Source organism: Alloyangia pacifica (assembly GCF_003111685.1).
GTDB classification, from domain to species: domain Bacteria; phylum Pseudomonadota; class Alphaproteobacteria; order Rhodobacterales; family Rhodobacteraceae; genus Salipiger; species Salipiger pacificus_A.
In genome coordinates, this window is record NZ_CP022189.1 from 2,044,020 (window position 1) to 2,065,983 (window position 21,964).

Genomic DNA, 21,964 nt, shown 5'->3' on the forward strand with positions numbered 1-21,964 from the left:
CCGCTAGGCCGCCCGCACCCCCAACCGGTACATGAACAGCGTTGCATCGCGCCGCGCCGTGCCCTCGGGCGCCAGCGCGTACTCCGGAATCTCCCCTGCCGGCAGGAACCCGCAGGACGCATAGAGCTGCTGCGCCGCGTCCCCGGTGCGCGTGTCGAGCGTGATCAGATCGCGCCCCAGCCCCTCGGCCCGGTCAAGCAGCGCCGCAACCAGCGCCCGCGCCAGCCCCCGGCGGCGGTACTCGGGATGCACCAGCATCTTCGAGATCTCCGCCCGGTGCGTCTGGTTCGGCATCCCCGCCAGCGCCAGCGAGACCGTACCAACCATGCGCCCTCCGTCGAAGGCGCCAAAGAGGATGCGCCCGCCGCTCTCGATTTCGGGAATGAGCCCCTCCCAGAAGCGCAGCGCCGCATCCATGCCAAAGGGCATCACGAAGCCGACGCTCGCGCCGTCCGCCACGCAGGCACAAAGGACGTCCGCAAGATCCCGCAAATGGGCGCGGCTCCCGGATGCGGGAATCTCGCGGATCATGGCGTCACCAGCACCAGCACGTATTGCGCCGGTTTCTTCTTGCTGAGCGCGGTGAAGCGCGTCGGCCCCTCCAGCCGGTAGCGCAGCGTGTCGCCCGCTACCAGATCATGGGCCACCCCCTCGACCTCGACCCGCAGCTTGCCGGACAGCATGTGCAGGTGATGCTCGAGCCCCGGCACCGGCGCGGCGTCATAGGCGATCTCCGCCCCCGGCTGCAGCCCGCAGCGCAGCATCTCGGCGGCAAGCCCCGTGGCGGCGGGCGAGATCACCCGGCGGGTGAAGCCGGTGGCTTCGTCGCTCCATTCCGGCTGCTCGGCGGGGGGGACATGCGCGGTGAACCCCTCCTCCACCATGGCCATCAGCCGCGACATGCTGAGCGCGTAGGCCAGGCACAGCTTGCCCAGCACCTCGGCGGTGGGGCTGGTCTCACCCTTCTCGAAGCGCGACAGGGCGGCCCGCGAGATGCCGCTGCGCTCGGCCAGCTGGTCGAGCGTCAGCCCGGCCTCGGCGCGCAGCGCAGCAAGCCGCCGCGCCAGCCGCGCGGTCAGATCGCCCAAGGGCGCGGGCAGGGTTTTTTCCGACAAGGCATCCATAGGGGAGTCTCCGGGGTTCTCTCTATAAAGGGAAATATTCCCGATTTAGGCCCACAGCGCAAGCCCGCTCACACCTGCGCCTTCTCCCGCCCCGCCGACAGCGATTTCACCGGCCCCGAGGCGATCACCTCGCCGCTCTCGGCAAAGCGGTCGTGGTACTGCTCGACCTTCGACAGATCGTAGAGATAGTTGACCATCGCCCCGCCTGACTGCCGCACGCCGTTTTCCGATAAGTCGGCCCCCGCGTGCACCGCCTGCACCATGGCGCCATTGCCGAGATGGAAGCGCGCCACCGGATCGCGCGGGCGACCGTCGCCGCGCTTGGCGGTCAGCAGGTAATGCGCCGCGAGCTGGGTCATGCGCTTGGCATCCTGCGGATCGTAAGCCACCCCCTGCTCTTCCAGCCAGCGCACCAGCCCGGGGATCGGCGACAGCGTCACGAAGGTCTTCAGCCCCGGCAGGGTGCTGGCGAGATCCGACGCCACCTGCTTGATCAGCGAATTGCCAAAGGAAATCCCCGCCAGTCCTGGCTGGCAGTTGGAGATCGAGTAGAACACCGCGGTATCGGCACCGGCTTCCTCCAGCGGCACGCGCCCCTCCTCGAGCAAGGCCTGGATCGAGCCCGGCACGCCGCGGGTCAGCGCCACCTCGACAAAGATCAGCGGCTCGTCGGGCATCGCGGGATGGAAGAAGGCAAAGCAGCGCCGGTCGGGCGGCGCGAGCCGGCGGCGCAGGTCGTCCCAGCTCTGGATCGCATGCACCGCCTCGTAGGCGATGATTTTTTCGAGCACATGCGCCGGGCTCTCCCAACTGATTGGCCGCAGCACCAGGAACCCCCGGTTGAACCAGCTCTTGAACAGGTGCCGGAAATCCTCGTCCAGCGCTTCGAGCTCGGGCTCGCCACGGCCATGCCGCAGCAGATCGGCGCGCATGCGCACCAGCCGTTCGGTCGCCCCGGGCACCATGTTGAGCCGACGCAGAAGCTCGGCCCGCGGCGGCTCGGCGGCGGCCATGAAGGCGCGGTAGCTGCGCCCCGAGGGTTCGGCCTCATAGGCCGCGAGAGCCGCACGCACCGCCTCGGCATCGACGTTGAGTGCGGCGAGCCCGTGAAAGGCGACGAGCTTCTCCTCGCCGGACATGCCGTCGTAGCGCTGCAGCACGTGCCGCGCCAGCGTCGCCGCGACGGTCTCGCTGCGCGCCTCCAGAAGCTCCGTCACCAGTTCCGGCAGCGCCCGCGGATCACGCCGGAGCCGCGGCACCGCCCCGGCGCGGCGATCAAAGATCGTGCTGAGCAAATCGGCGAAAAGACTCATGCGAACTCCTTTCCCGGCGCCGCGCGCCCACTCTCGCCCAAGGGTGCGCAGCCCCGGTCCGCCTGACAAGCCTGTTCGCGCCAACGCCTCCGATCCGCGCGATATTCCCCGCTTTCGTCCAGCCCCCTTTGTTCTAGGGCCAAATATCCCGGGGAGCCCGCGCAGCGAAGTGGCGCAGGGTGCCGTTACGCCGGGGCGCCAGCCCGCGGAAGAATGCCCACTGCCTAGGCATCTGCCCCGCCTCTGCCTGCCGCTTGGGCAAAAATCCCCCCTCCAGCGGCGCGGGCAATTGCCACGAATCGGCGCGCTCCTTACCGCTTGGTAAAAAATTCACAAAACACCCACAGGGATGGAAAAGGACAGACGGATGGCAATCGACACAACGGCCGGGAGGCTGACCCGGCGCGGACTGCTGAAAACCACCGGCGGGCTCGCCGCGCTCGCCAGCACCGGGCTCGCAGGCAAGCTGATGGCGCAGGAGCCGATCAGCGTCGCCGGCATCTACACCGTGCCGGTCGAGCAGCAATGGGTGAGCCGCATCCACGTCGCTGCCGAAGCGGCCAAGGCGGCGGGGCTGATCAGCTACACCTACTCCGAGAACACCGCCAACACCGACTACCCCCGCGTCATGCGTGAATATGCCGAGAGCGGCGCGCAGCTCATCGTCGGCGAGATCTTCGGCGTCGAGCAGGAGGCCCGCGAGGTCGTGCTCGACTACCCGGACACGGCCTTCCTGCTGGGTTCGTCCTTCCTGCCCGACGAGGCCTACCCGAACCTCGGCGTTTTCGACAACTACATCCAGGATGCTTCGTACCTGTCGGGCATCATCGCCGGCGCGATGAGCGAGACCGGCAACATCGGCATGGTCGGCGGCTTCCCGATCCCCGAGGTGAACCGCCTCATGCACGCCTTCATGGCCGGCGTGCGCGAGGTCAAACCCGAAGCGACCTTCCAGGTCAGCTTCATCGGCTCCTGGTTCGATCCGCCCAAGGCCAAGGAAACCGCCTTCGCGATGATCGAAAACGGCGCCGACATGCTCTACGCCGAGCGCTTCGGCGTGTCGGACGCGGCGCAGGAAAAGGGCGTGCTGGCGATCGGCAACGTCATCGACACGCAGGCCGACTACCCCGAGACCGTGGTCGCCTCGGCGCTCTGGGACTTCGGCCCGACGCTGGCGGCGGCGCTGGAGAAGGTGGCGAGCGGCAGCTTCTCTGCCGAGAACTACGGCATCTATTCGTTCATGAAGGAAGGCGGCTGCGCGCTCGCCCCGCTCGGCACCTTCGAGGGCAAGGTCCCGCAGGAGGCGCTTGATCTGGTGGCCGAGAAGGAAGCGGCGATCAAGGACGGGTCCTTCACCGTCGAGATCAACGACGAAGAGCCCAAGTCCTCGTGAGGGCGCGGCTGAGGACCCGGCAATGACCAGGACCAAGGAGGCGCAGGACATCGTCCTGCGCCTTTCCGGCATCACCAAGCGCTTCGGCGCGCTGACCGCCAATGACACCATCAGTTTTACGCTGGCGCGCGGCGAGGTCGTGGCGCTGCTCGGCGAGAACGGCGCCGGCAAGACCACGCTGATGAACATCCTCTTCGGCCATTACACCGCCGACGCGGGCAGCGTCGAAGTCTTCGGCCAGCCCCTGCCCCCCGGCCTGCCCGGCGCGGCGCTGGCGGCGGGCGTGGGCATGGTGCACCAGCATTTCACCCTCGCCGGCAATATGACCGTGCTCGAGAACATCCTGCTCGGCACCGCGCCGCTCTGGTCGCCCGGCCTCGGCCGCGCGGCGGCCCGGCGGCGGGTGCAGCAGCTCTCCCGCGATTTCGGCCTGTCGGTGCACCCCGATGCCCGCGTCGCGACCCTCTCGGTGGGCGAGCGGCAGCGGGTCGAGATCCTCAAGGCCCTCTACCGCGACGCCCGCATCCTCATCCTCGACGAGCCCACCGCCGTGCTCACCCCGCAGGAAAGCGACGCGCTCTTCGAAACGCTGCGCAAGGCGGTGGCGCAGGGGCTTTCGGTGATCTTCATCTCGCACAAGCTGCACGAGGTCATGGCGGTCTCGTCGCGCGTGCTGGTCCTCCGCCATGGCAAGCTCGTCGGCGAGGTGGCGACTGCCAAGACCGACCGCCACCAGCTCGCCGAGATGATGGTCGGCGCCGAGATCACCCCGCCCGCCCCCGCCGAAGCCCGTCCCGGCGCGACGCTTCTGCAGCTCAAACAGGTCTTCACCCCCGCCCGCGGCAACCGCACCGGGCTGCGCGGCGTCGACCTTGAGCTGAAGGCCGGGCAGATCCTCGGCCTCGCCGGGGTCTCCGGCAATGGCCAGGGCGCGCTCGCCGACCTGCTCTCGGGTCTCGAGGCGCCCAGCGCGGGGATCATGGAACTGGCGGGCAAGCAGATCACGGACTGGACCCCCCGAGGCGCGCTCGACGCCCGCATCGGCCGCATCCCCGAGGACCGGCACAGGACCGGCACCATCGCCGATTTCACCCTTGCCGAGAACGCCGTGCTCGAGCGCTACGCTGAGTCTCCGATGGCGCGCCGCGGCTGGATGGACTGGTCCGCCGCCCGCCGCGCCGCCGAAGATATCATCAAGATCTACGACGTCCGCTGCCCCGGCCCCGAGACTCGCATCCGCCTGCTCTCGGGCGGCAACATGCAAAAGCTCATTCTTGGCCGGGTGCTCGAAGCGCAGCCCATGATCATCCTCGCCAATCAGCCCGTGCGGGGCCTCGACATCGGCGCGGTCACCTACGTGCAGGAGCGTCTCATCGCCGCCCGCGACGCCGGCGCCGCCGTGCTGCTGATCTCCGAGGATCTCGACGAGGTGCTGATCCTCTCCGACGTGGTCCGGGTGATCTGCGAAGGCCGCCTCTCGCCGGAGTTCCCGCGCGGCAGCAAGACCCCCGCCGAGCTGGGCCAATGGATGGCCGGACAGGGATTCGACGATGCCGCCTGAAATCCACCCTGACCTCACAGGCTCCCTCCGCCCTTCTTCTCTTCGTAAGTACGCACATCCCGCGCCCTCCACCTGCGCCGCACGCGGGGCAGAGTCACAGCCCGCCAGAGCCCCCCATGCGCCTTGATCCCATAACCGCCCCTTCGCCAGCCCGCAGATTCGGCCTGCCCGCATTGGCACTCGGCGCCACGGTGCTCGTCGCCATGGGGCTGGCCCTCATCGCCGGGGCCGACCCGCTCGCCACGCTTGGCCTCATCGCCCGCGGCGCCGCCGGCTCGAAGTTCGCGCTTCTTGAGACGCTCAACCGCGCCACGCCGCTCATTTTCACCGGGCTCGCGGTCTCGGTCGCCTTCCGCGCCAAGCTCTGGAACATCGGCGCCGAGGCGCAGCTTTACGCGGGCGCGCTTCTCACCGTGATCATCGGCACGCAATTCGGCCTGCCCGGCCCGCTCGCCCTGCCGCTCATGGCACTCGCCGCGGTGCTGGCGGGGGCGCTGGTGCTGCTCGGGCCGGTGCTGCTGAAGACCCGGCTCGGTGTCGACGAGGTGGTCACAACCTTGCTGCTCAACTTCATCATGGCGCTGTTCATCTCCTACCTGCTCGAGGGCCCGCTGAAGGACCCGATAGGCATGGGCTGGCCGAAGTCCTCGGCCCTGCCGCGCGATGCCCGCCTGCCGCGGATCGTCGAGGGGCTGCGGCTGCACTGGGGGTTCGGTCTGGCGCTGATCTCGGCGGCGGCCGTCTGGGTCATGCAGACCCGCACCACGCTCGGCTACGAAATCCGCGCCACCGGCCTCAACCCCGAGGCGGCGCGCTTCGCCGGCATTCCGGTCGGCAGGGTGCTGGTCAAGACCGCGCTGATCTCCGGCGGGCTGGCGGCGCTGGCGGGCTTTTCCGAGGTGGCGGGGCTGAAGGGCAACCTCACCGCCGATCTCTCGCCCGGCTTCGGCTACACCGGCATCGTCGTCGCCATGCTGGCGCTCTTGCACCCCCTTGGGGTCATCGTCTCGGCGCTCTTCGTGGCGGGGATCTTCGTAGGTGCCGACAGCATGTCGCGCGCCGCGGGGGTCCCGACCTATATCGCCGACATCCTCTTGGCCGCCGCGCTGCTCTTCATGGTGCTGGCGATCCTTCTGACAAGGTTCCGGGTGGTGCGCGGATGACCGAGATCGTCGATATCCTCCTCTCCGCCAGCTTCTGGGCCGCGGTGCTGCGCATCGCCTCGCCGCTGATCTTCGCCACGCTCGGAGAGCTGATCTGCGAGCGCGCCGGCGTTCTGAACCTCGGCATCGAGGGCATCATGGTCTTCGGCGCCTTCGCCGGCTGGATGGCGGTCTACGCGGGGCTCGGGCTCTGGCCCGGGGTGCTGGTGGCGCTGCTGGCGGGCATGGCCTTTGGTGCGCTCCACGCGCTGCTGACGGTGCCCTTCGGCCTGTCGCAACACGTCGTCGGGCTCGGCATCACCATGCTGGCCACATCCTCGGCCTATTACGCCTACCGCCTCGCCCTGCCCGAGGTCACCAGCCCGCCGCGCATCACGCCCTTCCAGCCTCTGCACATCCCGGGGCTCTCGGACATCCCCTGGCTCGGGCAGGCGCTCTTTTCGCAGACCGCGCTCACCTGGGCGGCCTTCGGTTGCGTGGCCGTCGTGGCGTTGGTGCTCTACCGCACGCCGCTCGGCCTCGCGGTACGCGCGGCAGGCGAGAGCCCGCAGGCGGTCGAAGCACAGGGCCTCTCTGTCACCGCGATCCGCATGGGCGCCGTCATCGTCGGCTCGGGCCTCATGGCCGTGGGCGGCGCCTTCCTGACCATGTCGGCCTTCTCGTCCTTCTTCTTCGAGATGGTCAACGGCCGCGGCTGGATCTGCATCGCGCTGGTGGTCTTCGGCGCGTGGAAGCCGGGCAAGGCGCTCCTCGGCGCGTTGCTGTTCGCCGGCTTCGACGCGCTGCAGATCCGCCTTCAGCAGACGCCCATGGGACAGTTCGTGCCGTATCAGGTCTTCCTGATGATCCCCTATGTGCTGTCGATCCTCGCCCTCATCCTCATGTCGCGCCGGGCCGAGGTGCCCGCAGCGCTGATGACCCCCTTCAACAGCGGAGAGCGCTGAATGGCCACTTTCGACATCCTCGTCACCGGCGGCACCCTGCCGGACGGCACCATTGCCGATATCGGCATCACCAAGGGCCGCATCACCGCCATCGGCGACCTGACCGGCTCCGAGGCGGGCGAGACCATCGATGCCGCGGGCAACCTCGTCTCGCCGCCCTTCGTCGATCCGCATTTCCACATGGATGCGACGCTCAGCTACGGCACCCCGCGGATCAATGCCTCGGGCACCCTGCTCGAGGGCATCAACCTCTGGGGCGAGCTGCGCGAAGAGGCGACGGTCGACGAGATGGTCAGCCGCGCGCTGGAATATTGCGACTGGGCCGTCTCTCTGGGCCTGCTGGCGATCCGCAGCCATGTGGACACCACGCCTGATCACCTCAACACCGTCACCGCCATGCTCGAGGTGCAGGAGCGGGTAAAGCCCTACCTTGACCTGCAGCTCGTCGCCTTTCCGCAGGACGGCTTCCTGCGCAGCGCCACGGGGCGCGAGAACCTGATCCGCGCGCTCGACATGGGCGTCGGCGTGGTCGGCGGCATCCCCCATTTCGAGCGGACCATGGCGGACGGCGCCGCATCGCTGAAGGAGCTTTGCGAGATCGCCGCCGAGCGCGGCCTGCTGGTCGACATCCATTGCGACGAGACCGACGACCCCCTGTCGCGTCACATCGAGGCATTGGCCTTCGAGACCCAGCGGCTCGGGCTGCAGGGGCGCGTGGCGGGCAGCCACCTCACCTCGATGCACTCCATGGACAACTATTACGTGTCAAAGCTCCTACCGCTGATCGTGGAAGCGGAAATCTCCGCCATTCCCAACCCGCTGATCAACATCACCCTGCAGGGGCGGCATGATACCTACCCCAAGCGCCGGGGCCTCACCCGGGTCAAGGAGATGCAGGCCATGGGCATTCGCGTCGGCTGGGGGCAGGACTGCGTGCGCGACCCGTGGTACTCGCTCGGCACCGGCGACATGCTGGACGTCGCCTTCATGGGGCTGCACGTGGCGCAGATGACCTCGCCGCAGGAGATGGCCCGCTGCTTCACCATGGTGACCGAGGAGAACGCGAAGATCCTGCATCTGGAGGACTACGGGCTGGCCGAGGGCAACATGGCCTCGTTGGTGGTTCTGGATGCGGGGGATCCCATCGAGGCGCTGCGGCTGCGGCCCGACCGGCTCTGCGTGATATCCAAGGGCAAGGTGGTGTCGCAGCAGGCCCGCAACGACGCAAAGCTCGCCCTCCCCGGCCGTCCCGGCAGCGTGCGGCGGCGGCACAAGGTAAAGTCCTGAGCGCAGCCGGAACAATTCGCTGTCCCTGCGGGGACAGCGGTTTTCACGGACACCAAGGCCAAGCCGGGAACGCGAGAATGTCCCGCGAAACGCGCGTGCCCTTGGCGGTGCCAATCGCTGCCTTGTTCATGCTGTATTGAGAGAAATGGCAGCCCGTAGGGGAATCGAACCCCTCTTTCCAGGTTGAAAACCTGGCGTCCTAACCGATAGACGAACGGGCCATTGCAACGCGGCCACCGAAACTATCGACCCGGTGGAGAGGCTGTTGCGAACCTCATGAACCCCAGCTGACCCGGTCTCTGACCCCGGTTTTGCCTGTCCCCGCGGGGACAGAAACAAAACCAGTGGCAGCCCGTAGGGGAATCGAACCCCTCTTTCCAGGTTGAAAACCTGGCGTCCTAACCGATAGACGAACGGGCCGTGCCGGCTGGTGAGGGGCGTTCTAGTCAAAGCTCCGACCCCTTGCAAGCGGAATTTTGCGGTTTTTTCACCCATCCGTGACTTTTTCTCAAGACACTGATGTAAAATGATAAATACCCAAGAGAATCCACTTACCCAGCGGCAGGCGCAGCATCCTCCAGGCGCATCTGCACCGAGCGCCGCCCGTTCCACTCGTTGATCTCGAAGCGCCCGGCGAGGTGGAATCGTCCGCCCTTGTGCTGGCTCAGTGCCTGGCCCATCGGCGTGTCGAAGGCACCAAAGCAGATGGCGTCGATCTTCGCCCCGAGCCCGTCCCCGGCGGTGATCTTGAGGTGCCCGGTCCCGACCTCCTTGGCAAAGAGGATCTGCGCGTCGGGCATGGCAAAGCGCGGACCCGGCGCCCCCGCACCGAACGGCCCCGCCTGTTCCAGCCGGTCGCAGAGGTCGGTGCTGGCCACCCCCGGCATCATCAGCCCGTCGAGCCGCAGGTCGGCCGCGCCGCCCTGCCCCGCGCCCTGCTTTGCGAGAAGCTCGGCAAGACGCGCCATCGCCGGTTCCAGCTTGTCCTCGGCCACGGTGAGACCCGCGGCCATCTTGTGCCCGCCGCCCTTGATCAGCAGCCCCTCGGCGGCGAGCTTCTGGATGCTCGCGCCCAGATCGACACCCGAGACCGATCGCCCCGAGCCCTTGCCCTCGCCGCCCTCGAAGCCGATGACGACGGAGGGGCGGTTGGTCATCTCCTTGAGGCGCGAGGCGACGATGCCCACCACGCCCGGATGCCAGCCCTCGCCCGCCGCCCAGACCAGCGGCGCGTCGAGCCCGCGGTCCTCGGCCTGGGCGATTGCCGAGGCGCGCACCGCCTCCTCGACCTCGCGCCGCTCGGAGTTCAGCTTGTCGAGCCGCTCGGCCAGCGCCTCTGCCTCGTGCCGGTCGCGGGTGGCGAGCAGCCTCGCGCCAAGGTCGGCCTGGCCGATCCGCCCGCCGGCGTTGATCCGCGGCCCCAGCACGTAGCCCAGGTGGTAGGAGCTCGGCGCGGTATCGAGCCGCGCCACGTCCGACAGCGCCACCAGGCCGGGCCGCGCGCGCCGCGCCATGACCTGCAGCCCGGAGCGCACGAAAGCGCGGTTCACCCCGCGCAGGGGCGCCACGTCGGCGACGGTGGCCAGCGCCACGAGATCGAGCAGCGACATGAGGTCCGGGCCCTTGGCCCCGGCCTCGCGGATCTGCCGCCCGCAATCGACCAGCACCATGAAGACCACGGCAGCCGCGCAGAGATGCGCCAGCGCGCCGTCCTCGTCCTGCCGGTTGGGGTTCACGACGGCGACGCAGTCGGGCAGCGTCTCGCCGCCGAGGTGGTGATCGAGCACCACCACATCCGCGCCCGAGGCCGCGGCGATGGGGTCGTGCGAGAGCGTGCCGCAGTCGACGCAGATGATCAGGTCATGCGCCGAGGCGAGCTGCTGCATGGCGGGCACGTTGGGGCCATAACCCTCGTCGATGCGGTCGGGCACGTAGAGCGTCGCCTCGAGGCCGAGCTGGCGCAGCCAGTCGATCAGCAGCGCCGCCGAGCTTCCGCCGTCGACGTCGTAATCGGCGAAGATGGCGATGCGCTCGCGGCTGCGCACCGCCTGAAGGATGCGGCCAGACGCTTTCTCCATGTCGCGCATCACCCGTGGGTCGGGCATCAGGTCGCGCAGCTTGGGATCGAGGAACCCCGGCACTTCCTCGCCCGGCACGCCGAGCCGCGCCAGCACCGCGCAGAGCGGCCGCGGCAGGTGGGTGGCCTGCGCCAGCGCCTCGGCCTGCCGCTCGACCTCGACCGCCGGACCGACCCAGCGCCGCCCGGTCAGCGACTGCTCCACACCCAGATAGCTCATGCGCCCCTCGCGTTTCTTCTTTGCCTCGAACCGCCCCCTCCTAGCGTGAAACGTCGCGGAACGGAACGGGCCTCCCCTGCCCGGCGCCGCGCGTGCGCAGAGCGCACAATCTGCCTATCTGCAAAGAGAAGACACCGGGGCCGTGAAACGCGGAAGGGGCCCGCGCGATGCAAGCCCCTCCTTCACTTTCCAAAGACGCAAATCCGGCAACAGCCGCCCCGCGTTTAGCCCTCGAAGGGGTTGCGGTACTGCACGCGGCGCACCGAGCCGGTCTTCGAACGCATCAGGATGGTCTCGGTCTCGATCCAGCCCGGCGAGCGCTTGATGCCCGAGAGAATCGAGCCGTTGGTCACCCCGGTGGCGGCGAAGATCACGTCGGCGGTGACCAGCTCGTCGCGGGCGTAGATCTTGTCGAGATCGGTGATGCCGGCCTTGGCGGCGCGGCCGCGCTCGTCGTCGTTGCGGAACAGCAGACGGCCGTACATCTGGCCGCCCATGCACTTCAGTGCCGCCGCCGCGAGCACGCCCTCGGGCGCGCCGCCCGAGCCCATGTACATGTCGATGCCGGTGATGTCGGGCTCGGCGCAATGCATCACGCCGGCGACGTCGCCGTCGGTGATCAGCCGGATGCCGGCGCCGGTGGCGCGGACCTCGGCGATCAGCTCTTCGTGGCGCGGACGCTCGAGGATGCAGACGGTGATGTCGGTCATCGCGCAGCCCTTGGCCTCGGCCAGCGCCGCGACGCGCTCGGAGGGAGTCATGTCGAGCGTCACCACGCCCTGAGCAAAGCCCGGGCCGATCGCCAGCTTGTCCATGTAGACGTCGGGCGCGTGCAGCATCGAGCCGCGCGGGCCCATGGCGATGACGGTCAGCGCGTTCGGCATGTCCTTGGCGGTCAGCGTGGTGCCTTCGAGCGGGTCGAGCGCAATGTCGACGCCCGGGCCGTTGCCGGTGCCCACTTCCTCGCCGATGTAGAGCATCGGTGCCTCGTCGCGCTCGCCCTCGCCGATCACCACGACGCCCGCGATATCCAGAAGGTTGAGCTGTTCGCGCATGGCGTTCACCGCCGCCTGGTCCGCGGCTTTCTCGTCGCCGCGGCCGATCAGGCTGGCAGAGGCGATGGCGGCCTGTTCGGCGACCCGGGCGAGGCCCAGGGAAAGCATACGATCATTGAAATCGACGGGAGCGGACATGGAGACTTCCTTGAAAAATTTGACGCTTGGAAAGGGTGTAGCGCGCGCGGTCCGACGAGAGCAAGGCCGCTGGCGCTAACCGTCCCCGCGCAGCACGGCGCGGGGACGGAGAGATGCCGGAAGGGGGCAAAGCAGGGCGGCGCGCGCCTCAGACCGCCTCGATGCGCAGCGCCACCGGGGTGCCATGCACCACACCGGTGGCGGCCATGGCCGCCAGCGCCGAATCGAGCGCTTCGCGGGTGGTCTTGTGGGTGACGATCAGCACCGGGGCGGTGTCCGCGGTGGCGGACTGGCCGTACTGGCGCAGGCGGTTGATCGACACGCCCGCCTCGCCGAGCGCCGCGGCGACCTTGGCGAGCGCGCCGGGCCGGTCGGCCAGCGCCATGCGCAGGTAATAGGGCGCGGGGGTGGTCGCCTTGGCCGGGACCGCCCGCAGCAGGCTCGAGGCCGGGGCGCCGAAGGTCGACAGCCGCGTGCCGCGTGCCACGTCCATCACGTCGCCCATCACCGCCGAAGCGGTCGGCCCCTCGCCGGCGCCGGCGCCGCGCAGCACGATCTGGCCAACCTCGTCGCCCTCGATCACCACCATGTTGGTGCCGCCATCGAGCTGACCAAGCGGGGAGGAAGCGGGCACGAGGCTCGGCGCCATGGATTGTTCGAGCCCGCGCTCGGTCATCCGCGACACGCCCAGCAGCTTGATGCGGTAGCCCATGTCGGCGGCCTGGCGGATGTCCTCGATCGAGACCCGGCCGATGCCCTCGAGCTCGACCGCATCGAAGGCGACCTGGGTGCCATAGGCGATGGACGACAGAAGCGAGAGCTTGTGGCCAGCGTCGATGCCGCCCACGTCGAGCTCGGGATCGGCCTCGAGATAGCCCAGCCCGTCTGCCTCGGAGAAGGCTTCCTGGTAAGACAGGCCCGCGTTCTCCATCCGCGTGAGGATGTAGTTGCAGGTGCCGTTCATCACGCCCATGACGCGGGTAATGCGGTTGGCCGAAAGACCCTCGGTCAGCGCCTTGATTACCGGGATGCCGCCCGCAACGGCGGCCTCGAAGCGCAGCACCGCGCCGGTGCTGTCGGCCAGTTCGGCCAACGCCTGCCCGTGGTGGGCCAGCAGCGCCTTGTTGGCCGTGACGACGTCCTTGCCGAGTTTCAGCGCGGCCTCGGTGGCGGCTTTGGCAGGTCCGTCGGAGCCACCCATCAGCTCGACCAGCACGTCGATGTCGTCGCGCTTGGCAAGGGCGACGGGGTCGTCCTCCCAGGCATAATCGGCCAGCGAGACGCCGCGGTCCTTGTCCCGGTTGCGCGCCGAGACCGCCGAGATGACGATTTCGCGGCCAGAGCGGGCGCCGAGCAGCGCCGCCTTTTGTTGCACGATCTTGACGACGCCGGCACCAACGGTGCCAAGGCCCGCAATCCCCAGGCGCAGAGGTTCAGACATTTGCGGGATCCTTCTTCTTCGGTGTCTTCAGGTGATTTGGTCGCCGTTGCCTTAGCCGTATCGCGGCGCGGGTGCAACGTCGCGGAAGGGCGCGGCAGCGCCCGCAAGGCAGCGCCGTGGCCGCCCGGCTTTACGCGCCCGGAACCTCGGGGAAGGTGACGCCGCCGTCCATGCGCCTGCGGGTGCCCTCGTCCACCACATCGCCCTGCTGCAGCGCGGCGGCGCGGCGGCGCAGCGCCTCGGCACGGGTGTCCAGGTCCGCGGCCATCTCGGGCTGGGTCCGCGCCGGCGGCTGGCCCTCGAGCAGCCCCGAGAGCGGCACCAGCCGGGGCCAGGGCGCGCGGGCGACGCCGGGGCTCTGCGAGCCGTCGAACTCGGGGAAGTTGGTGCAGGCGCCCGTCAGGGCAAGGAAGGTCAGGAGCACGAGGCGCATGGGATGTTCGGGTCGCTTTCCGGGCCGGTGTCGCGGCAAACTGTGCCCGTCTTGCCGCAAGCGCCGCGGCAGGGCAAGGGCGGCGCGCGGCGCGCTTGATCTGAACGCACGTTCAGATACACAAGAGAAATGGCCCGTACCGCAGGATCGCATTCCGACATCACCGGGCCGCGGATCCGCGAGGCGGCGCTGCGGCTCTTTGCCAAGCACGGCTATGCCGCCGTCTCGATGCGCCGGATCGCGTCGGAGGTCGGCGTGCAGGCGGGGGCGCTCTACAATTACATCCCCGACAAGCAGGCCCTGCTCTTCTCGCTGCTCAAGGGCCATATGGACGAGCTTCTGGAGGCCTGGGAGGCCGAGCCGCATGCCGCCGATCCGCTGGCCCGGCTCGAGGCCTTTGTGCGCTTTCACATCCGCTTCACCCTGCGGCGCGCGGAATCGATCTTCATCTCCTACATGGAGCTGCGCAACCTCGAGCCGGAGAACTTCGCGCAGATCGAGGCGCTGCGCAGACGCTACGAAGGGGTGCTTGAGCAGATCCTGCGCGACGGACAGGCGGCGGGTCAGCTTTCGGTGCCCGACACGCGGATCGCCGCCTTTGCGCTGATCGGCATGCTGACCGGGGTGAACACCTGGTACCGCGAAGGCGGGCGGCTCTCCGAGCAGGAGGTCGCCGCGCTCTACTGGGACATGGCGCGCAAGGCGGTGGGCGCGGCCTAGGCGCCGCGCCGGACGCCCTGCAAGGGGCGCGGCCTCAGTCGGTGACCTGAATCGACTCGAGGTATTCCATCAACGCCACCATCTTGCGCGGCGTCGGCGTCAGGATGCCGTCGCCGGTGTCGAGCGGCACTTCCTCGCCCTTCAGCAATTCGCCGAATTCCGGCATGCCCGGCCCCTCCATATCGGAGCGCGCGTAGCCATCGATCATCGAGAGAACCTCGGCGCGGGGGAACTCGCCGCCGCGGCGCGCGGCAATATGGGTGAGATCGGCGGGGGTAATCCCGAGATCCGCCGCAAGCGGCCCGTTGCCGACCGCCGTGGTGCCATGGCAGGACGCGCAATAGTCCATGAACAGCGCCTGGCCGTCCGCCGCTTCGGGCATGGAGGCCTCCATACAGGCCCCAAGGCCCAGCAGCCCCGCCGCGGAGATCGCCCAGATCCCGCCCTTCATCACCGTGTTCATTGCGCGTGCTCCCTCAACATGTCGTCCGGGGCCGGGCCCGGCCTTGCAGCGCGGTTGTCCCTGTCCCCTTTCCCCTGTGTCGCCCGGCACCGCGGACGGATCAACCCCGGATCAGACCCGAGGACATTCCAGTGCCCGGTTTCGACGGTGACATTCACCGCAGGTCGCGCCAATGTCGCGCCGACAGCGAAGACGGAGTCCGCAAATGCCCACTCAAGCCCTGATCATGCTCGCCGCCGGGATCGGCATACCGGTGCTCGCCGCGCTCAATTCGCGGCTCGGTGTCTGGATGGGCTCGCCCGCGGCAGCGGCGGTGATCCTCTTCTGCGTTGCGTTGTGTGCCAGCCTGATCGTGCTTGTCTCGCTCGACGTCCGCCCCCTCGCGCGGGCGGCGGATGCCCCGAAGTCCCTGTTCCTTGCCGGGCTCTTCGTCGCCTTCTACGTGCTCAGCGTCACCTATGTCGCCCCGACCTTCGGGGTCGGGCGAGCGGTGTTCTTCGTGCTGCTGGGGCAGCTCATCAGCGCCGCGGCGATCGACCATTTCGGGCTTTTCGGCGTGATCGCCACACCGATCAGCGCGCGGCGCGGGCTGGGGCTGGCGATGATGGCGGCCGGCGTCTTCCTCGCGCAGCGCTGAGGCCCTGCGTCAGGCCGCGCCTCAGGCCGCCGCGCCGAGGAAGGCGACGCTGTCCGAGGTGATCGGCGCGCTGCGGCCGACCAACGTCACCGAGGCACCATTGTCCAGCGTGACCACCAGTCCCGACGGGCCGGCGACCTGCGAGACGATCTCGGGGGCGATGTCGCCCTCGTAGGTGAAGACGACCATGTCCTCGGCCTCGTCGAAATCCTCGATGACCGCGCCGTCGGCGAGCACGAAGCGGTCGGCCCCTGCCCCACCGAGACCGAGGTCGCCGGCGCCAAGCGTCAGCGTGTCGTCGCCGCTGCCGCCGATGAGCAGGTCGGCCTCGCCGTCGTCGCCCTCCGCGTCCGAGCCCCAGAGCAGGTCATCGCCCGAGCCGCCCATCACCGTGTCGGCACCTGCGCCACCGGCGATCGTGTCGCCGCCGCTGCCGCCCTCGGCGTAATCCGCGCCGCCGCCCGCGTCGATGCTGTCGGAGCCCGCAAACCCGTAGATCACATCGCCTCCAGCGCCGCCGAAAAGCGTGTCGCCGGTCTCGCTGCCCGAGAGCGTGTCGTCGCCGTCGTTGCCGATGATCGTGTGGGTGTCGATGCCGGAGGTGTCCTCCTCGGCGGTGGCGCCGGGCGTTTCGGTCTCCGCCTCGCCCGTGATGTCCTCGGGGGTGCCGTCGCCCGTTCCCTCTTCGGTCGCGGGATCCGCGTCGTCCTCCTCGATGGGGAGAATCATGTCTTCGCCGCCGGTCTCGATTTCGTCCACCGCGAGAGCGTCCGAGGCGTCCTCATCGTCACCGCTCTTGTCGAAGGGAAACGCGGCAACGGCGAAAGGCAGGAGCGCCGTGAGCGCGATGAGGAATTCGAGGGGCATGGGGGCGTCCGGGGAGGTGCAGGGTCATGAGGCGTTTCGCCCGGACCCTGCCGCCGGAGTGTGACGAAAATCTGGCGCGGTCGCGGCCCTGCCGGGGTCTTCCTGAGAAACGCCCGGCGGCCGCGCTCAGAGCGCGACCAGCCGCCCCTCGCGCAGCTCGACCTGCCGGTCCATGCGGCCCGCCAGCTCGAGATTGTGCGTGGCGATGAGCGCCGAGAGACCTGTCTCACGCACCAGCGTCATCAGCGCGCCGAAGACGCGGTCCGAAGTCGCCGGATCGAGGTTGCCCGTCGGTTCGTCCGCCAGCAGCAGCTTCGGCGCATTGGCCATGGCGCGGCAGAAGGCGACGCGCTGCTGCTCGCCGCCGGACATGGCCGCCGGACGATGCGCGGCGCGGCCTTCGAGCTCGACCGACGCCAGAAGCTGGCGCGCCCGGGCCGCGGCCTCTTTTGGCGGCACGCCGTTGGCGAGTTGCGGCAGGGTGATGTTCTCGAGCGCGGTGAACTCGGGCAGCAGGTGGTGAAACTGGTAGACAAAGCCCACCTCCTGCCGGCGCACGATGGTGCGGCGGCGGTCGGACTTGCCGCCGAGCACCTCGCCCGCGATCGCCACCTCGCCCGCGTCGGCGGTGTCGAGCAGACCGGCGATGTGCAGCAGCGTCGACTTGCCCGCGCCCGAGGGGGCGACCAGCGCCACCACCTCGCCGCGGCCGACCTGCAGCTCGGCGCCGCGCAGCACCTGCACCTCGTTGGGCTTGCCGCGGTTGTAGAACTTCTCGATGCCCGAGAGGCGCAGGACGGGATCACTCATAGCGCAGCGCCTCCACGGGGTTCATGCGCGCGGCACGGCGCGCGGGGAAGATGGTCACGATGAAGCTGAGGCCGAGCGAGAGCGCCATGGCGGCGAAGACGTCGGCCCATTGCAGCTTGGCGGGAAGCGAATAGATGCCGCGCACCGCCGGATCCCAGACGCCGCCGCCCGCGACGTAGTTCACGAAGGAGAAGATCGGGTCGATGTAGATGGCGAAAAGGCAGCCGAGGATCACCCCGAGGATCGTGCCGATCACCCCGGTGAAGGCGCCGCAGATGAAGAAGACCCGCAGCACCGAACCCTCGGTGAGCCCCATGGTGCGCAGGATGCCGATGTCGCGGCCCTTGTTCTTGACCAGCATGATGAGGCCGGAAACGATGTTCATCGTGGCGATGAGGACCAGCACCGAGAGGATCACGAACATCACGTTGTCCTCCACCTCGAGCGCACGCAGGAAGCCGCCCGAGGCGTCCTGCCATGTCCAGACCAGCGCGCCCTGCCCGGCGGCCTGCTGGATCGCCGTGGCCATGCTGTCGACGGCTTCGGGGTCGTCCACCATCACCTCGAGCTCATCCGCCGCGCCTTCGCGGTTGAAGTAGAGCTGCGCCTCCTCGAAGGGCATGTAGGCGCGGGTCCGGTCGATGTCGTAGCGCCCGGCGGTGAACACCCAGACCACCTCGTAGGCCTTGACCCGGGGGGAAATGCCGAAGGCCGTCTTCACCCCGTCGGGCGAGATGAGTTTCACCTGATCGCCCACATCCACCCCCAGCTCGCGCGCCACGCCCGAGCCGAGCGCGATGCCACTCCCGAAGCGCGAGAGATCGCCGCGCCCGGTCTCGGGATCGACGACACGGCGGATGCCCTGCAGGTCCTCGCCCGAGATGCCGAAGACCTCGACCCCGGCATTGCGGCCGTTGGCATTGGCCATGACCTGCCCCTTGACCAGCGGCGCGGCCCGTTCGACGCCGGGCACCTCGGCCACGGCTTTCGCTCGGTCTGCATAGTCCTCGAAGGTGCGCAGGGTGCGGCCCTCGTCGTCGACACGGGCCGAAGAGTAGACCGTCACATGGGCGTTGGAGCCGAGGATCGTGTCGACGAACTCGGCCCTGAAGCCCGAGCGCACCGAGAGCGTGGCAATCAGCGCGAAGACCGCGAGCGTGATGCCGATGAGGCTGATCCAGGTCATCACGCTGACGCCGCCCTCGGCGCGCCGGGCACGCAGGTAGCGCCAGGCGATCATCCATTCGAAGGGGGCAAAGGGCGGCGGGGTACGGGCCATGGGCACTCTTTCAGGGTCAGCTTGTCGCGCGCGAACCTGACCGCAACCCCCGGCGGGGTCAATCCCTCGCCGCCCGGCCCTACGGTGCTGTGACCGGGGCGCCCGTGTGGCGCGGGGCGCGGGATCGCGGCGGGTGGCGGCTGTGCCCGGCCTATTGCCAGAGCTATTGCGCTGCGGCATATCTCCGCCATGACTGGACCTCGCTACACCCCGCTCGTCGCCTCGCTTCCCGAGACCGTGCCCTTCGTCGGCCCGGAAACCCAGGAGCGCGAGCGCGGCGCCCCGTTCCGCGCCCGCATCGGTGCCAACGAGAACGTTTTCGGCCCCTCGCCCCGCGCGATCGAGGCAATGCAGCGCGAGGCCTCGGAGATCTGGAAATACGGCGACTCGACCAGCTATGAGCTGCGTCATGCCATCGCCGCCGAGCATGGTGTCGCGCCCGAGAACGTCATGGTCGGCGAGGGCATCGACGGGCTTCTCGGCTACCTCGTGCGGCTGGTGGTGGCGCAGGGCGATGCGGTGGTGACCTCGGACGGCGCCTATCCGACCTTCAACTACCACGTGGCCGGCTTCGGCGGGGTGCTGCACAAGGTGCCCTACAAGGATGACGCCGAGGACCTGCCCGCGCTGCTGGCCAAAGCCGCCGAGGTGGATGCCAAGCTCGTCTACTTCGCCAACCCCGACAACCCGATGGGCTCGTGGAAGCCGGGTGCGGAGATCGCGGCGCAGCTCGGCACCGTGCCCGAGGGCACGCTGCTGGTGCTCGACGAGGCCTATGTGGAGTTCGCCCCCGAGGGCACCGCGCCCGAGATCGACATCGAGGATCCGCGGGTGATCCGCTTCCGCACCTTCTCCAAGGCTTACGGCATGGCGGGCGCGCGGGTCGGCTACGCGCTGGCGGCGGCGCCGCTCATTCGCGCCTTCGACAAGATCCGCAACCATTTCGGCATGAACCGTGCGGCGCAGGCCGGGGCCCTCGCGGGGCTGCAGGACCGGGACTGGCTGGAGCAGACCATCGAGAAGGTCGCCGCCGCGCGGGCGCGCATCGCCGCCATCGCGCAGGCGAACGGGCTGTCCGCCCTGCCCTCGGCCACCAATTTCGTCGCGGTGGACTGCGGCGGCGACGGCGCGTTCGCCAAGGCGGTTCTGGAGGGGCTCGGCGCGCGGGGGGTCTTCGTGCGCATGCCCTTCGTTGCGCCGCAGAACCGCTGCATCCGCATCGGCGCGGGCACCGAGTCCGATCTTGACGCGCTGGAAGAGGCGTTGCCCGCGGCGCTGGCGGAAGCCCGCGAGAGCGCCGCCTGAGCCAGCTCTTCGGTCAGATGCACAAATTTCCGCCGACCTGTATCGACAGATCGGCGGGAAAGGTTTTCGAAAGCAGTTTTGATCAGCCTGAAGCGTGACCCGGGCCCGGGGTGCGCTACCCTTGTGCTATTGCACGTCCCCTCTCAGCCCGCCGTCTTTTCAGTCTGCCGTCTTAGTCTGTCTGTCCGAGGATCGCATTATGGCCTATCCCTCCGAACCGCCGCGGCCCGATTTCTCCAGCGCGAACCTCGTGCTGGTCTTCGTGGTGATGTTCCTTGTCTTCCTGCTGCTCTGGATCAGCTACGGGCTTGGCCCGGTGGTGATCGCCGGGGTGGCGATCAACCACGTGATCACCATCATCGAGCATCGCCGGAACGGCCGACGCGAGACCCCGCCGCAGCGGTGAGCCCCGCGCCCGTGCGAAGTCTTCGCGCCAGACCCGAGCCGAACCCGCGCCGAGCCTGTCAGCCCTTGGCGATCTCTGCGGCGGCGGCGCCGAGCGCGCCCTGCCCGTAGGGAATGCCGATCGACACGAAGCCTGCCTCGATCACGCCCAGCAGGCCAAGGATCATATGCGCGTTGACGTGGCCCATATGGCCCATGCGGAAGAAGCCCGTGCCCATGGGATCCTCGGGCTCGGCCATACCGAGGCCGATGCCCAGCGTCACGCCCGCCTCGGTCTCGCACCACTTGCGCAGCTGCGCGCCATAGGGCTTGCCGAGCCGCAGCGCGGTCACCGCGTGGCTGCGCAGGCTGCGGTCGGCGACGTTGAGCGTCAGCGGGCCGCCCTGCCCCCAGGCCTCGGCCGCCGCCCAGATGGCGCGGGCCAGTACGGCGTGGCGATGCCAGACCTGCTCGATGCCCTCTTCGCGGATCATGTCGAGCGCCACGCGCAGACCATAGAGGTGATGCGTCGGGGCGGTGCCGCCGAAATACTGGTAGAAGAAGTCGGGATTGCCGCGCGGAACCCAATCCCAGTAGCGCGACACGCGGGGCATCTCGGCGCGGCGCGCCTCGGCCTTGTCGTTGAAGAAGACGAAGCCCAGACCCGGCGGCACCATCAGGCCCTTCTGCGAGCCGGTGACCATGATGTCGACGCCCCAGTCGTCCATGCGGAATTCCTCGACCCCCAGCGAGGCAACGCAGTCGGCCATCAGCAGCGCCGGGTGCCCGGTGCTGTCCATGGCGGCGCGCAGGCTCGCGAGATCGTTGCGGATCGAGGTCGCCGTGTCGACGTGGCTGGCCAGCACGGCCTTGATCTTGCGGTCCTTGTCGCTCCGCAGCGCCTCGGCCACCAGTTCCGGATCGTAGGTGGACTTGGTGCCGAAGTCGATCAGCTCGACCTCTACGCCGAGACCCTGTGCCATCTCGGCCCAGCCATGGGCAAAGCGGCCGGTCGCCGGCACCAGCACCTTGTCGCCCTCGCCCACCACATTGGCCAGCGCCGCCTCCCAGGCACCGTGGCCGTTGGCGATGTAGATCGCCACCTTGGCTGCCGCGCTCTGTGCGACGTAGCGCAGGTCGGGGATCATCCCGGCCACCATCTCGACGATCGCCCCTTCGTAGATGTTGGGCGAGGCGCGGTGCATGGCGCGCAGCACCGCGTCGGGCATGACGGAAGGACCGGGAATGGCCAGGTAGGGGCGACCATGGGCGAGAGACATGCGAAAACTCCGAAAGCACCCCTTGAAATTCCGGGGCGAGGGCCAACCTAACCGCGGTTGCGCCGAGGTC

The 21,964-nt window shown here is 68.9% G+C and carries 21 protein-coding genes and 2 tRNA genes; 9 read left to right on the forward strand and 14 right to left on the reverse strand.

Annotated elements, in window-relative coordinates:
- Positions 1 to 3: 3 nt before the first annotated feature.
- From CEW88_RS09810 to CEW88_RS09820, 3 genes are all read right to left on the reverse strand, one after another.
- On the reverse strand, positions 4 to 492 hold the full coding sequence (locus CEW88_RS09810) for a GNAT family N-acetyltransferase (RefSeq protein ID WP_254694383.1): 489 nt from the start codon (positions 490 to 492) through the stop codon (positions 4 to 6).
- Between the two features lie 35 nt (positions 493 to 527).
- Positions 528 to 1,124 carry a helix-turn-helix domain-containing protein gene (locus tag CEW88_RS09815; RefSeq protein ID WP_108966351.1) on the reverse strand — a complete coding sequence of 199 codons (597 nt, stop codon included), beginning with the start codon at positions 1,122 to 1,124 and terminating at the stop codon, positions 528 to 530.
- A gap of 68 nt (positions 1,125 to 1,192) precedes the next feature.
- The gene (locus tag CEW88_RS09820; protein ID WP_108966352.1) at positions 1,193 to 2,437 is read right to left on the reverse strand and encodes a malonyl-CoA decarboxylase; all 1,245 of its coding nucleotides are present in this window, start codon (positions 2,435 to 2,437) and stop codon (positions 1,193 to 1,195) included.
- A gap of 367 nt (positions 2,438 to 2,804) precedes the next feature.
- Here CEW88_RS09820 and CEW88_RS09825 point away from each other — a divergent pair, with 367 nt between their 5' ends.
- From CEW88_RS09825 to CEW88_RS09845, 5 genes are all read left to right on the forward strand, one after another.
- Positions 2,805 to 3,830: a BMP family protein gene (locus CEW88_RS09825; protein ID WP_108966354.1), complete on the forward strand. Its 1,026-nt coding sequence runs from the start codon at positions 2,805 to 2,807 to the stop codon at positions 3,828 to 3,830.
- Positions 3,831 to 3,852: 22 nt separating this feature from the next.
- Positions 3,853 to 5,391 carry an ABC transporter ATP-binding protein gene (locus CEW88_RS09830; protein WP_108966356.1) on the forward strand — a complete coding sequence of 513 codons (1,539 nt, stop codon included), beginning with the start codon at positions 3,853 to 3,855 and terminating at the stop codon, positions 5,389 to 5,391.
- Positions 5,392 to 5,507: 116 nt separating this feature from the next.
- Positions 5,508 to 6,554, forward strand: coding sequence for an ABC transporter permease (locus CEW88_RS09835; RefSeq protein ID WP_108966357.1), 1,047 nt, complete (start codon positions 5,508 to 5,510; stop codon positions 6,552 to 6,554).
- On the forward strand, positions 6,551 to 7,498 hold the full coding sequence (locus CEW88_RS09840; protein WP_108966359.1) for an ABC transporter permease: 948 nt from the start codon (positions 6,551 to 6,553) through the stop codon (positions 7,496 to 7,498). The genes CEW88_RS09835 and CEW88_RS09840 overlap by 4 nt, the downstream gene beginning before the upstream one ends.
- Positions 7,499 to 8,785 (forward strand): amidohydrolase family protein, encoded by a 1,287-nt coding sequence (locus CEW88_RS09845; protein WP_108966361.1) that lies wholly within the window; start codon positions 7,499 to 7,501, stop codon positions 8,783 to 8,785. It begins immediately after the preceding gene.
- A 146-nt stretch (positions 8,786 to 8,931) separates the two neighbouring features.
- Here the strand turns inward: CEW88_RS09845 and CEW88_RS09850 are convergent.
- The 6 genes from CEW88_RS09850 to CEW88_RS09875 form a co-directional block, all read right to left on the reverse strand.
- A tRNA-Glu gene (locus CEW88_RS09850) sits at positions 8,932 to 9,006 on the reverse strand.
- A gap of 124 nt (positions 9,007 to 9,130) precedes the next feature.
- A tRNA-Glu gene (locus CEW88_RS09855) sits at positions 9,131 to 9,205 on the reverse strand.
- A gap of 131 nt (positions 9,206 to 9,336) precedes the next feature.
- On the reverse strand, positions 9,337 to 11,082 hold the full coding sequence (gene recJ, locus CEW88_RS09860; protein ID WP_108966363.1) for a single-stranded-DNA-specific exonuclease RecJ: 1,746 nt from the start codon (positions 11,080 to 11,082) through the stop codon (positions 9,337 to 9,339).
- Positions 11,083 to 11,306: 224 nt separating this feature from the next.
- Positions 11,307 to 12,275 (reverse strand): class II fructose-bisphosphatase, encoded by a 969-nt coding sequence (gene glpX, locus CEW88_RS09865; RefSeq protein ID WP_108966364.1) that lies wholly within the window; start codon positions 12,273 to 12,275, stop codon positions 11,307 to 11,309.
- Between the two features lie 148 nt (positions 12,276 to 12,423).
- Positions 12,424 to 13,716, reverse strand: a complete 1,293-nt coding sequence (locus CEW88_RS09870) for a homoserine dehydrogenase (RefSeq protein ID WP_108966366.1) — start codon at positions 13,714 to 13,716, stop codon at positions 12,424 to 12,426.
- 130 nt (positions 13,717 to 13,846) lie between these two features.
- Positions 13,847 to 14,149, reverse strand: a complete 303-nt coding sequence (locus CEW88_RS09875) for a hypothetical protein (RefSeq protein ID WP_108966368.1) — start codon at positions 14,147 to 14,149, stop codon at positions 13,847 to 13,849.
- A gap of 129 nt (positions 14,150 to 14,278) precedes the next feature.
- Between CEW88_RS09875 and CEW88_RS09880 the strand changes: the two genes are divergently transcribed.
- The gene (locus CEW88_RS09880; RefSeq protein ID WP_108966370.1) at positions 14,279 to 14,869 is read left to right on the forward strand and encodes a TetR/AcrR family transcriptional regulator; all 591 of its coding nucleotides are present in this window, start codon (positions 14,279 to 14,281) and stop codon (positions 14,867 to 14,869) included.
- 34 nt (positions 14,870 to 14,903) lie between these two features.
- On the opposite strand, the gene CEW88_RS09885 is transcribed toward CEW88_RS09880, so the two are convergent.
- Positions 14,904 to 15,332 (reverse strand): c-type cytochrome, encoded by a 429-nt coding sequence (locus CEW88_RS09885; RefSeq protein WP_108966372.1) that lies wholly within the window; start codon positions 15,330 to 15,332, stop codon positions 14,904 to 14,906.
- Positions 15,333 to 15,537: 205 nt separating this feature from the next.
- On the opposite strand from CEW88_RS09885, the gene CEW88_RS09890 reads away from it, so the two are divergent.
- Entirely contained in the window at positions 15,538 to 15,969 is a 432-nt protein-coding gene (locus CEW88_RS09890) for a DMT family transporter (RefSeq protein WP_108966374.1), read from the forward strand.
- Positions 15,970 to 15,990: 21 nt separating this feature from the next.
- Here the strand turns inward: CEW88_RS09890 and CEW88_RS09895 are convergent, their stop codons facing one another.
- The 3 genes from CEW88_RS09895 to CEW88_RS09905 all read right to left on the reverse strand — a co-directional run bounded on the left by CEW88_RS09895 (position 15,991) and on the right by CEW88_RS09905 (position 18,925).
- Positions 15,991 to 16,836, reverse strand: a complete 846-nt coding sequence (locus CEW88_RS09895; RefSeq protein WP_108966376.1) for a calcium-binding protein — start codon at positions 16,834 to 16,836, stop codon at positions 15,991 to 15,993.
- Between the two features lie 126 nt (positions 16,837 to 16,962).
- Positions 16,963 to 17,646 (reverse strand): ABC transporter ATP-binding protein, encoded by a 684-nt coding sequence (locus CEW88_RS09900; protein WP_108966377.1) that lies wholly within the window; start codon positions 17,644 to 17,646, stop codon positions 16,963 to 16,965.
- Positions 17,639 to 18,925: a lipoprotein-releasing ABC transporter permease subunit gene (locus CEW88_RS09905; RefSeq protein ID WP_108966379.1), complete on the reverse strand. Its 1,287-nt coding sequence runs from the start codon at positions 18,923 to 18,925 to the stop codon at positions 17,639 to 17,641. The genes CEW88_RS09900 and CEW88_RS09905 overlap by 8 nt, the downstream gene beginning before the upstream one ends.
- Positions 18,926 to 19,114: 189 nt before the next feature.
- On the opposite strand from CEW88_RS09905, the gene CEW88_RS09910 reads away from it, so the two are divergent.
- Together CEW88_RS09910 and CEW88_RS09915 are read left to right on the forward strand one after the other, a co-directional pair.
- Positions 19,115 to 20,230 (forward strand): pyridoxal phosphate-dependent aminotransferase, encoded by a 1,116-nt coding sequence (locus CEW88_RS09910; RefSeq protein ID WP_108966381.1) that lies wholly within the window; start codon positions 19,115 to 19,117, stop codon positions 20,228 to 20,230.
- A 199-nt stretch (positions 20,231 to 20,429) separates the two neighbouring features.
- Positions 20,430 to 20,636: a histidinol phosphate aminotransferase gene (locus CEW88_RS09915; RefSeq protein WP_108966383.1), complete on the forward strand. Its 207-nt coding sequence runs from the start codon at positions 20,430 to 20,432 to the stop codon at positions 20,634 to 20,636.
- A 58-nt stretch (positions 20,637 to 20,694) separates the two neighbouring features.
- Here the strand turns inward: CEW88_RS09915 and CEW88_RS09920 are convergent, their stop codons facing one another.
- Positions 20,695 to 21,894, reverse strand: coding sequence for a pyridoxal-phosphate-dependent aminotransferase family protein (locus CEW88_RS09920; protein WP_108966385.1), 1,200 nt, complete (start codon positions 21,892 to 21,894; stop codon positions 20,695 to 20,697).
- Positions 21,895 to 21,964: the final 70 nt, after the last annotated feature.